This is a genomic window from Oliverpabstia sp. (assembly GCF_022785585.1).
Classification (GTDB): Bacteria; Bacillota; Clostridia; order Lachnospirales; family Lachnospiraceae; genus Oliverpabstia; species Oliverpabstia intestinalis.
Window position 1 is genome coordinate 15664 of record NZ_JALFPR010000135.1, and the last position, 12664, is coordinate 28327.

At 46.5% G+C, this 12664-nt stretch carries 6 protein-coding genes and 2 pseudogenes; 1 reads left to right on the forward strand and 7 read right to left on the reverse strand.

From position 1 onward, the window contains the following. Positions 1–28: 28 nt before the first annotated feature. From dnaG to MSA64_RS09540, 4 genes are all read right to left on the reverse strand, one after another. The gene (gene dnaG, locus MSA64_RS09525; RefSeq protein WP_277664215.1) at positions 29–1813 is read right to left on the reverse strand and encodes a DNA primase; all 1785 of its coding nucleotides are present in this window, start codon (positions 1811–1813) and stop codon (positions 29–31) included. Between the two features lie 150 nt (positions 1814–1963). Next, entirely contained in the window at positions 1964–2971 is a 1008-nt protein-coding gene (locus MSA64_RS09530) for a deoxyguanosinetriphosphate triphosphohydrolase (protein WP_106492433.1), read from the reverse strand. Between the two features lie 308 nt (positions 2972–3279). Further along, on the reverse strand, positions 3280–5166 hold the full coding sequence (locus MSA64_RS09535; protein WP_287891455.1) for a 3D domain-containing protein: 1887 nt from the start codon (positions 5164–5166) through the stop codon (positions 3280–3282). A gap of 182 nt (positions 5167–5348) precedes the next feature. Further along, complete coding sequence (locus MSA64_RS09540) at positions 5349–6608, reverse strand: peptidoglycan-binding protein (RefSeq protein WP_022172946.1); 1260 nt, start codon at positions 6606–6608, stop codon at positions 5349–5351. Positions 6609–6771: 163 nt separating this feature from the next. On the opposite strand from MSA64_RS09540, the pseudogene MSA64_RS09545 reads away from it, so the two are divergent. Beyond that, positions 6772–7833 (forward strand): annotated as a pseudogene (locus MSA64_RS09545) (FUSC family protein). Between the two features lie 4 nt (positions 7834–7837). Here the strand turns inward: MSA64_RS09545 and MSA64_RS12230 are convergent. The 3 genes and pseudogenes from MSA64_RS12230 to MSA64_RS09555 form a co-directional block, all read right to left on the reverse strand. Further along, positions 7838–7894, reverse strand: a pseudogene (locus MSA64_RS12230) (DUF6783 domain-containing protein); the annotation flags it as partial. 270 nt (positions 7895–8164) lie between these two features. After that, on the reverse strand, positions 8165–11290 hold the full coding sequence (locus MSA64_RS09550) for an alpha-mannosidase (protein ID WP_287891458.1): 3126 nt from the start codon (positions 11288–11290) through the stop codon (positions 8165–8167). A gap of 124 nt (positions 11291–11414) precedes the next feature. Next, entirely contained in the window at positions 11415–12536 is a 1122-nt protein-coding gene (locus MSA64_RS09555; RefSeq protein WP_287891460.1) for a GntR family transcriptional regulator, read from the reverse strand. Between the last annotated feature and the right edge of the window lie 128 nt (positions 12537–12664).

Genomic DNA, 12664 nt, shown 5'->3' on the forward strand with positions numbered 1-12664 from the left:
CCTTCCATATATTGTTTATATTTTATCCTTAACAAAAAGAAATATGCAAATGCAGCTTTCCGGCTTTTAACTCTTCCAGTTCTTTTTTCGCCTGCATCAGATTCATCAGCCCCTGCATGTCTGTAGGTGCCAGATTCTCTGTGCGGTGGGCGATACTGTCTTCCTTCATTCTGCATATCACATCCAGTAATGCCTGCTCCCTCTCCTGTTCCGAGTCCAGCGGGATCGTCGCGTTGAATACAGCCGCCACTTCGGTCTGTTCCTCGCTGTCCGTAAACCGGTTCAACAGTCTCGCCGGGTTTGGCTCGCCCTGCCGATACTGCTCATATAGCAGTTCAGCCACCTGATGATAGAGGGGTCTTGTAAAATCATCCGGTCCGATATAACGGCTTACCTCTCCGAAAATCTCCGGATAAGAAGTCAGCCAGGTAAGCATCAGTTTCTGAGATACTTCGTATCCGTTCTGCTTTTCCTTATTCCTGTTCAGACCCGATTTTGGTTTGACAGTCTCTGTCATTCCCACGCCCTTCATCGCCAGCCGGTTCACCATCTTTCTGAGTTCTTCCGGCTCGACCTGATAAGTTCCGGCAATGGTTTTGATATAACTGCTTCGTTCAATCTCGTCTTCAAAACGCAGCAGCCGCTTTGCCGTTTCTTTAAAAAAGTCCGTGCGACCCTGCGGGTCCTCCATATCATACTGCCCTTCCAGTGCCTTCAGTTCAAACATAAAACTGTTCATTCCGTGATCCAGCCTCTCCTGAAAAGCTTCTTTTCCCATATTTTTGATAAATTCATCCGGATCCTTGTAAGGCCTGAGATTGATGACCTTCGTGGAAAGTCCGGCGGTTTTTAACATCGGGATGGCCCGGAGAGCTGCTTTCACACCTGCTTCATCACTGTCGTAAATGATCAGGACTTCATCGGTATACCGTTTCAGGAGGCTGGCCTGCTGAGAGGTCAGAGCCGTTCCCAGAGACGCCACTGCATTGTTAAATCCTGCCTGATGCATGGAGATCACATCCATGTACCCCTCGCAGATGATCAGATTTTTCTTTCTCGAAGAACGCGCCATATTCAGTCCGTACAGGTTTCGGCTCTTATCAAAGATCTTCGTCTCCGGTGAGTTCAGATATTTGGGCTTTGCATCTCCCATCACCCTGCCTCCGAATCCGATCACACGGTTGTTCACATCCATGATCGGATAGATCACACGGTTCCAGAACTTATCATACATGCCACGTTTTTCATCCACATTAAACAGCCCTGACTGCCGTAAGAGCTCATCTGAATAGTTTTTTCCCTTCAGATACCGGTACAGGTTGTTGCTGAACTTGCCGGAATACCCAAGACCAAACTTATTGATGGTCTCATCACTGAGTTCTCTGCCCTTCAGATATGCCATCCCCTGTTCTCCGGTTTTCTGGCGCAGCTGATAATAGTAGAACTTCGCCGCTTCCTTGTTTATCTCCAGAAGTGCGGATTTCAGGTCTGCCTGTTCTTTCGCTTCTTTGGAATATTCCATTTTGGGAAGTTCCACTCCTGCACGGTCCGCCAGCATCTCCAGCGCCTCCGGAAAAGTAAAGTTCTCATATTCCATCAGAAAGGTAAATACATTACCACCAGCTCCACATCCAAAGCAATAATACATCTGCTTTCCGGGACTTACGGAAAACGACGGTGATTTTTCATTATGAAAGGGACAAAGTCCGAAATAGGAACTTCCTTTTCGCTGCAATTTCACATAACCGGAAATCACATCTACAATATCGTTTTTCATTCGAATTTCTTCGATCAGATCATCCGAATAACGCATGTTTTCTCTCTCCTTTATCCACTGTTGTCATTTACCCACATATATATATTCCCCGTCCGGCGACAATATCCTTTTTTATTTGTCCCGGTTCTCTTTTTCTTCGGCAAAATATGTATTTTTTATTCTTCTTCGCAACGATTCCCCGGCGGTTCAGTATACTGCCCAGGCTGAAGGAATAAAAATTTCTTTGAATTTTGCCATCGCATACTGATCCGTCATGCCGGAGATATAATCACATACCACCCTTTCTCTGTTCTCGCCTTCTGCGATCAGTTTCTGGTATTCCCGGGACATCTGTTCCGGATGCCTGCTATAATACAGATACATCTCCTGCAGCATCGTCCTGGCTTTTCTTTCTTCTTTTTTCGCCACCGGATTATTGTAAACGCTCCGAAACATCAATGTGCGAAGTTCCCGCATCGCCTCCGCAATCTCCGGTGTCATCTCGACTTTATCTTTTCCGTAGCTGTTGCGGATCGTATCATGGATCAACGTATTTAACCGCTCTTTGCAGGAATCTCCCAGTGTCACCCTGATTGTGATCGGAATATCATCTTCCTGAAAAATCCCTGCCCTCTGTGCATCATCCATATCATGATGGATATAAGAAATCTTATCACACAGTCGGACTACCTGACCTTCCAGGGTATGCGGTGTGCCGGATGTCCGGTGATTCAACATCCCGTCTCTTACTTCCCAGGTCAGATTCAGTCCCTCCCCGTTCTTTTCCAGCCGTTCCACCACCCGGACACTCTGCTTAAAATGTGCAAATCCTTCCGGGCAGATTTCATTCAGAGCCGCTTCACCGGCATGTCCGAACGGTGTATGCCCCAGATCATGCCCCAGCGCAATTGCTTCCACCAGATCCTCATTCAGCTCCAGCGCCTTCGCAATCGTCCGCGCCGTCTGTGATACCTCCAGCGTATGTGTCAGTCTGGTCCGATAATGATCTCCCTGCGCCGCAAGAAATACCTGTGTCTTATCCTTCAACCGTCGAAACGCCTTCGAATGAATAATCCGATCCCGATCCCTCTGATACACCGTCCGGATATCACACTCCTCCTCCACACGCTCTCTGCCCTTCGACTCTCTGCTGTGTGAAGCATACCGGCTCAGATACTGAAACTCCCGCTCCTCTGCCTGTTCCCTGATATTCAAATACATCACCCCTTCTATTACCAAAAACAGTAAAAACCATTCTATTTTCATCTATTCTGTTAAATATATTCCACTCTTTCCTCACAAAATCCTTTTTATTTTCCAATTTTTTCCTGATTTTCACTTAATTGTGTATACATTTGTCGAAATCCTCACCCGGTTTCTTCCGATACGCAGTGTACTTATCTGATCAGGAACAAAGAATGTGCCCTGGAGCATCTTCGCGGAGCGTTTTCTACTTTACTGTAAAGCAATTTCCCGTAAAGTAAAAAACTGCCACACCCTACCCAGAGTGTGACAGTCTCTTCTCACTTCATCAAATGCACATCCGCATAATTGCACCCCAGTGCCAGAGCCCGCTCATGATCAGCCACATAGATATCAATATGATTCTGCTTCACTCCACTGCCGCAATCCTGTGCCGTAAAAATATGTCCATTAATAATAACTTTCGTTCCATAAGGAATCACTGAAGGATCCACCGCGATCGTTTCCCCTTCCGCAACCCTCGCTCCGGAAGCAGTAATTCCGGTTGCCTTTCCACAACACTTCGCACACGCACAGTAATATGTCAGCTTAAAAAGTCCCAGATCCTGTCCGTACATTGCTTCCGTTGCATTCACTTCACTGATATCCTTACTTCCTGCAATCACTTTCGTATCTTCAAAAAGCTCCAGGGCAAAGCTCTCCTGTTCCGGATCTATCTTTACTGTTACCACCTTGCCTCTCGTCTCAGAAGACTGTACCATCTTGCCGTCACCCACATAAATACCGGCTGCACTTGTTTCTTCCCCGGATCCATAGCAGATCACATCACCGGGTTTTGCCTGATCCACAGAAACCTTTCCCTGTTCCTGTATATTTCCGTCTTTATCCGTGACATTATATCCGTATGCCTCATAAATCTGCTCAACAAACTCGCTGGTATCAATTCCTTCGCAAAGGCTGGTTCCTTCTTCCTTCCAGACAGTTCCAAGGAATCCACTGGCATAATCCACGATCGAATCACGGATCGCCCCGTCCGGAATTCCCGTTTTCACCGAAGTCAACGTATAATAACGTGCCGGATTTTCCTTCGAATCTACCCTGGCAACCGCCAGCGTAAAACGATCCGCTCCGGTCTTATTCACTTTTTTCTTCACTTTCCTGCCTGTCTGCAGATATTCCTTTTTTACAAACCCACGAACTTCTCCGGATTCCACATATACCCACTCTTCTGTCTCATCTGCAAGAATATAACAGAGATTTCCCTTTTTCATCGTTCCGACAATCTCACTGTCTGTGCTCTTGTCCGCCCTGATATTCAGTTCATCTCCTTTGCAGAGTGCATAATGCTTCTTTGCTGCAGTCTGCTGAATCGTTGCCCGGTAATATGCATATGCCTGATTTTCTGCCGGCGCAACCAGCTCTGTTGCATATACCGGAGTAAGCAGCGCCTCATTCTTATCTCCGATTCTGCGAAGCGCTTTTTTCTCCACAAAACCACGAACGGTTCCGGATTCCACGTAGTACCATCCGTCTTCCTTTCTTAAAATATAACAGATACCGCCTTCTTCCAGCCTTCCCACACTCCGGGAATCCTGTGACTTCTCTTCTTTGATCTCCTGAACCACTTTCGCCTGTGCCGCTTTTCTGCTGGCAGATACTGTCCAGAAACGGTAATCCTCCACCGTCACCGGTACTTCCACAGACTGTGGAAATGCTGTAATAACCGGGATATTTTCTTCCACCGCAGTCTCCTGCGCAGCTTCCGGTGTGGTCTCCGGTGCCGGTGTAGGCTCCGGCGTGGGCTGTTCTGTCACTTCCTGTGGTTCTGCCCCTTCCTGACCCGGTGTGGGTGTTGGAGTATTCTCTCCTGCCGGCGTTGGTGTTACAGTCGGCTCCGGTGTCCGTGTCGGCGTCGGTGTCGGCGTTTCACTTGGTGTTGGTTCCGGGGTTGCAACCGGTGTGATCTGTGGCGAACCATCTGCCTGCAGAATCACAAACCCGTTATTCAGTACATACGTATATCCCTCTGATAAATGGTATCCTGTTCTTGCCTCAAACTGTTCCGGGGTTTCCTGTACTTCTGCTGCTGTTTCCGCTGTCGGTACACCGAGTTCTTCTTCAGCAGCCTTAACTGGCGCTGCCACGGACAAAGTCATTATATATGTCATAGACAGTGCCAGCATACGTTTCCATTCTTTTCTTATCACTTTCTGGTATTTCCTCCTGTTACTTCACGTTACGTATACTTCCCTGATTATTAATTATAATCCTTTTCATTGCCCATGTCAAAAATGTAATACTTCAATTACCGACATTTTTTCTGTTCCTGTTCACTCCGTTCCCGGTAGCACGCTTCGCGGGATCTTATCAGTGAACAGGAATAATTCTTTCAATATAGCTCTGCGATTCTCGTGATTCCCACATAGATTTCCTGGATCTTATACCAGGTCGGATAATCAACGACTCCTGTCTGTCCCAGTCCAAAAACGGACTGAAACTGCCGTACTGCTTCTTTCGTTCGCTCTCCGTATATGCCATCCACCGGTCCCCTGGGAACTTCTGTATAAACTTCCCCGATAGTATTTAACTGTTCCTGAATCTGCCTGACTTTCATGCCACTTGCTCCGATATCCAGATCGTAGCCCGGCCAGGATGCCGGGATTCCCGAAATCTCTTCTGCGGAATTGATATACATACTTTCCCCATAATAGTTTCTGATGATTTCGATTGCTGTGTAATTTTGATCACCCAGATATTTACTTCCCCACTGACTCATCCACTGCGGGCAGGTCACCCGCTGTCCGTCACAGTACTGGGTCAGAATCGGCTGACGGACGTTCGGACGTGACAAATAGTTTTCGAAGAGTTCATCCACTATGTTGGATATACTGTCGAAAATATTGCGACCGTATATCCATTTGTGATCGAAGGCAGTGGAGGATGTAATGGTAAAGTCGTACTTTTTGTTTCTATACCACTCCGTATAAACCCGGTTCAGAGTAAAAGACATGATTGCCAGAACATTCGCCTTGATCGTCTCAGGTGGCCAGGTTGCGTATATCTCGCTGCATGCCACGTTTTTTATATAATCCCGATATCTTACATAATAATTATCAGCAGTGGAATCTGCTGGTGATCCATCGTGTACTACTACATATTCCGGTATCACTACACGACTCAACACAATTTCTCCGGATTCGTTGACCGGTTTAACTTCTTCTTCCGGTATTTTTTCCGGATAATTACCAAACAACGTATGATCCGGAATCACCACATCTTCATAGTTACCATCGCTGATCGGCCGGAGTTCTATTTTCTGTCTGCTGATCTCACCGGACAGGATCTCACTTCCGGATACTTCTATGGGTTCATAGCCTTCGGCTTCCACCTTCAGAGTATATTCCGAATAAGGTTGTTCTTCCGATGGCTGCAGGCTGTACTCCACCGGTGGTGCCGCCAGTTCGATGGTTTCGGTCTGACCACTGCTGTTGGTCCGTAATTGTTCCAGTGGCTGCCCGGGGGCTCCGGTGTAGCTGATACTGATTTTCGCTCCCTGGACAGGCCGATTCTGGATCTGAGAGACAAGCTGGATCTGCAGCTTGCCGTGGTCGGTATAGGATTGCACAGATTTTATAAGCGTGGTTGACATTTTATTATAACCTCATAATTTTAGGCTCAGGATAGTATATGCACAGGAGTAGTGCCAGGCACTAAAAAATGATTTTTCTCTTGACCTTTCATCTGTTTTGCGTTATAGTTCCCTCTACGTTTTACTTTTCAACCAACAAAAAACAGAAAGGATGATAAATCATATGACTTTTTATCAGGAACTGCAGTTAAGCTCTGCCGGATCCAAACAATTGATTCATTAGACAACCAATCCACAAGAAAAAAGACGCCATATTCTGGTTTACAATTTTAAAGTTTATCTGGTCATGGCTTTTTGTGTGGCGGTGGTCTCTCTGTTCAGCAGATTTCTCGGAAGCGAAAACAGCGTCGTAGGTGTTACCGTACTTCTGGCGGTTTTAGTTCTCCGACAGGCTGATTTTGGAATCCGCACCACCCATGGACTTGGCGTTATTGCCCTCCTCTTTGCGATTCTCATGACCGGTCCGCGTCTGGCAAATATGCTTCCTCCCCTGGCAGCATTTCCGGTACACCTGACCTGCATCCTTCTGCTGATGATTCTCGGATGTCATAATGTTATTATGTATAACCATTCCACTTTTGTTCTTGGTTATCTCCTTCTGACCGGATATGATGTGCAGGGATATGCCTTCCTGCTTCGTGTCATCGGTCTTTTTGCGGGAATGCTCCTGTGTATGGGAATCTTCTATAAAAACCAGAAACATCGTCCCTATCGCAGAACATTCTCAGATCTTTTCCGGGAATTTGATTTACATTCCGCAAGAAGCCGCTGGTACCTGAAACTGACCTTTATCGTATCCAGCGCCATGCTTTTTATGAACCTGGCCGGCCTTCCCCGTGCCATGTGGGCAGGAATCGCCTGTATGTCCGTATGTCTTCCTTTTACAAAAGACTGTGAACAGCGTGCTGTTCCAAGGGGATTATATAACATCATCGGATGCGCTGTTTTTCTGGTTCTCTATCTCCTGCTCCCGGAAAACATGTATCCCTACATCGGAATGATCGGCGGAATCGGCGTTGGCTACTCTGCAAGCTATCCATGGCAGACCGTTTTCAACACCTTTGGTGCCCTCTCCATCGCCACCACCCTCTTCGGTCTTCCCTACGCCCTGGCCCTCCGTATCGGAACTAACATCTTCGGTGCTACCTACACAGTCCTCTGCAACAAACTCTGGGACAACCTTCACGCCAGAACCACAACCACAGTTTCCGCCACCCCAAAATAATATTTTACCCCTTAGAGCGTGTCTGAAAAATCATTTCCGCAATCTGCGAGTCCCAGTTTGCAAAAAGCCTTTTTCAGACACGCTCTAGTATTCCAAAGCTATCCCCCCTGCCAGTACGCAGAACCCGCAGGACGCACATAGAAAAACAGACACCCTTCTGCTGGTGCCCTTAGCACAGATGAGATCCGGCACCTACGTAGACTTTCACGATGGTCTGCTGACCATCGTGAATCTAGTCGTAGTTGGTGACTAGCTTAGCTGTGCGTTACCAGCGGGTGTCTGTTTTTCTATGTGCGTCCTGCGGGTTCGTCCCCTTCAGAACACTATTATTTTACTTCTTAATCCGAACCGTCTTAATCTCAAATGCCCGGAAGTTCAACGGAATCTCTCCGTTTTCCACCGAAATCTCTTCCTTACAGTTCTCCAGCATATCGCAAAGATAAACCTTCTCTCCCTGTAACAGATCCGATAAAGTAACTGTTGCCAAAACCGCAGCCTTCTTGGATTCATACAGACGAAGTATAATATCTCCACTTCCGTCTTCTGCCGGTTTCATGGTATCCAGAATAACATTCTCTTTATCAATAGTGAGTGCACTAAACGTCGGTACTGCACCGCCGGCAACTACCGGTTTTACATTCAGTTCGTACCCCTGTCTTACCACATCACTCTCTGCAAAGCTTCCCTCCCATGCGGTAAATGCATAGGTGAAGTGATGAACTCTGTTATCTGCACACATTTCCGGGCAGGTACCTGCACGAAGCAGTGTCAGCTCCAGAGCATTTCCATTCATACTGATTCCGTATTTACAGTCATTCAACACTGCTGCACCATGTGCGCCGTCAGCAAGTGCACTGTAACGGTGATTGCATACTTCAAACCGATCTTTGTCATAAGCTCTGGAACGATGTGTCGGATGTTCCACGAATCCGAACTGCATCTCATTGATACCATTTTCCGCATAAACATTTACCGGGAATCCTGCCTTTAACAGACGATGCATTTCTTTCCAGTCAACCTCTGTCTCAAACTCGATTCTTCGGCTGTCTGCCGCCAGACGGATATACTGTGTAAAGGTGGAATTGCTGATCTCTCCGGTTACTTTCAGCACGCCTTCCAGACCATCTGCTTCCATGGAAACTGCAACATTTTTTGCCGCCTCAATTTCCTGATCGATATAATTGGAATCAATATCCCATGCATCAAACATACGTGGTACATCTTTGTACAGATGGAAGCGGTTCATGACATCTGCTGCGAACTCTCTTTCGGACTCTTTCAGTACGAAAGAAATCACCTCACCTTTTTCGTTTATGACTGCTTTTACCTGGCTGTTTTCCATGGTAAATCCACCATCACATGTTTCTACTGCAACTGCCTTTTCTTCCACCTGACCTTCTGCCGGAATCAGAGAAACTGCTCCACAGGACGGTACTTCTACGGAAGCTTTCACAGTATCACCGATCTGTTGTACCTGTACAGCGGTTCCATCCACTGTTTTCGCTCCGTTTGCAAATGCAGCCGGAAGCTCTACCAGCATCTTTCTCGGAAAACTTAAAGAGTTAAATACGGTCACTGCCTGAGATTCTTTCTGATCGGTCAGTTGGCTCAGTGCATCTGCCTGCAGTTCTTCCACACCATCCAGAATCTCATGGAACGCTTTTTCTGCATCCACATAAACTTTTGCAATACTGGAACCCGGAAGAATATCATGGAATTGATGTAACAGAAGTTTTTTCCATAAAGCATCTGCTTTGGAAAAATCATAAGCCATGCCTTTGTTCATTGCCAGAGTACTCCACATCTCCATCTCCCGCATTGCCAGTTCGCATCTTCTGTTGTTCTGTTTTACCATCGCCTGAGAAGTATACGTTCCTCTGTGGGCGCTGAAATACAATTCTCCAACATAAGTATTTGCCGGGCCGCCCTGCGCTTCCATATCGTGGAAGAATTCCAGCGGACCTGCCATTTTTACTTTTACGCCGCCTTCCAGATCTTCCTGACGTTTTGCAGATTCGATAAAATCTCTTGCCGGACCGCCGCCACCATCTCCATATCCGAACGGAAGCAGGAAAGCATCCAGATCCTGCACCTGCACACGATTCTTCCAGATTTTATTTACTTCACTCGGATGTGTCCGGTAGGTATAGCTTGTCGGTAAGAAGGAATCAATCTCGCTGCCATCCATACCCTGCCAGGTGAAGTAATGATACGGGAACTGTTCTCCTTCGTTATAAGACCAGAAAATTTTCTGTGTTACCAGATAATTCACGCCACAGCCTTTCAGAATCTGTGGCAGTGCTGCCGTATAGCCAAATGTATCCGGAAGCCATAACACTTCGCTGTCCACTCCCAGCTCTTCTTTATAGTAGCGTTTTCCGTGAACCAACTGACGGATCAGTGCCTCACCGCTGGCCATATTGGTATCCGGCTCTACCCACATGGCACCATCGGCGATCCACTGGCCGCCTTTGATCGCTTCTTTGATCCGTTCAAACAACTCCGGATAATACTTCCGGCACATCTCATATGCTGCAGGCTGGCTCTGTACATATTTATATTCCGGATACTGCTCGATCAGACGCAGCTGTGCCGCAAAGGTACGCTCTGTTTTCCGATGTGTCTCTTCCATCGGCCATAACCATGCCAGGTCCAGATGCGCATTACCAATCGCATAGAATACCGGCATCGTAGAACCGTTCTTTGCTTCCATCAGCGGTCTTAATGCTTCTCTCGCTTCTTTATAAGATGCGATCCGTGCTTCCCGCGGCTGTTCAAAATCCACGATCAGTGTAAATTTCTCTAATGCTTTTGCAATTTTCGCAGCACGCAGTGTTGTGGAATCCATCGTTTCCAGAAGACGTCCCAGTGTATCCACATCCATAAACAGCTGATATGCATCTTCGTTCCACACCCCAAAAGTGGAAGTACCCAGAACACATCTTGCCCCTTCTTTTTTCGGATCTGTATATGCCCCCGGCAACACCGGTCCCGTCGCGCAGCCCCCCGTTGGTGCCTCCGGATAAAAATGACCTGCATATGTTTCCATCAGGATCTCATAGGTGTCGCCTTCTTTTCCGCTGACTGCCAGACAGTTATCTTCAATAAACTGATGTGGTTCATCCACCCATGCCGCACGGTAATTTCCGAATGCCTTTCCGTTGACAAATACGGTGGATTCTCCTCCGGCATCCAGGTTCATCACGATTCTCTTTCCTTCTGCTGCTTTAGGAAGGATCACAGTGCCTTTAAACCAACAGTATTCCCAGGTTTTCCCCCATATAAAGCCTGGTTCTGCCGACGTAAAGTGCCCCTGTAATGCTTCTTCCGGAGATAGATGATCCATGGTTCGAAAAGCTTCCCATCGAATTTCCCCCAACGGTTCATAAAAATCATCTCTCAATGTACGAACCCAGTGCTTTACTCTGTCCTGCCACTCTGAATGCATTAACTTCATACAGTTTCTCCTTTTCTTATATTTTATTTTTGCATACACCCTTGTACATCCATATCATACTATTGATATATTAATATGTCAATTCTTTTTTCAAAACTGTTATATCAAATATAACCTGTTTCTTTTACATCTGTGGATCTTTTCTGATAATACTGTACGGGACATATTTCCGTAATTCCACTTTGCCTCCTTTGATAAGGCGACACAGATTTTTCACCGCCATTGCCCCCATAAGGTACTGCCCCTGCATAACGTGCGTGCAATACGTGTGAAACTCATATCCCTCTTCCACACCATCAAAAAAGACAATCTCTTTCCTGAGATTCTTTTTCTGCAATACTCTATACACCAGTACACCTGTCTGCAGATCAACCGTAAAAAAGGCGGTCACCTGCGGATGATTTTCCACATAGTTTTCAAGTGCTTCCATTACCTTTTTTTCTTTTTCCCTGGTTTCTTCGATATTTTCAACCAGACTGTCCAGATCGATCATCCACAGATCTTCATTCGTCAGGATCTTGTGTTCGAGCATGGTATCCCTGTACCCATTAAACCGTTCCTCCACAGAAGATGTCTCCAACGGAGCCTGGGATACAAAACAAATCTTTTCATGTCCTTCTTCCAGCAAGATATTCACCAGATCCTGGGCTGCCCTGTAATTATCTGTGCCAATACAGGGAATCGGAAGTCCTTTAAGCGCCCGGTCGACCAGTATTACCGGAAATTTATCCAGTGCAAGCTTCACAATCCTTGTACTGTAATTTTCCCCCTGCACACACATCAGAATAATCCCGTCAACACCAAGTTCCATCAGTTCGTCAATTGCTCTGCTCTCTGCCTCCACATTTCCGTAGGTACACTTCAGGATCATATGATAATTTTTAGACCAACACTCATGCTCAATCCCGGCTATCAGCTCACACCCGAAGAAACCACTGAAAAAATCCAGAATAACACCCAGCATTTTCCCTTTTCTTACCGGTTCCACGGTCTGTGGCACCGCCGGAAGATTCTCTCTGTCCTGCTCATTCTCTTCCAGTACAAACGAACCCTTTCCCGGCATCCTGACAATAATATTCCGGTCAGCCAGCATTTCCAGAGCCTTTTTACTGGTGATTCTGCTCACATTATACTGTTCCATCAATTCCTTTTCGGAAGGAAGCTTCGAACCGGGCGGATATATCCCTTTTTCAATAGCCTCCAGCAAATCATCATAGATTTTCTTATACAATAACTCTTTCTCCACGCTTATATCCTTTCATCTTAAATGATATATCATTTCTCTTTATTTCTATTATAAAGCCTCAGTATTTCACTGTCAATTTCTATCATCTTCCGTCTCAACCCAGCCGGCATTTTGGCTAACGTTCCCCC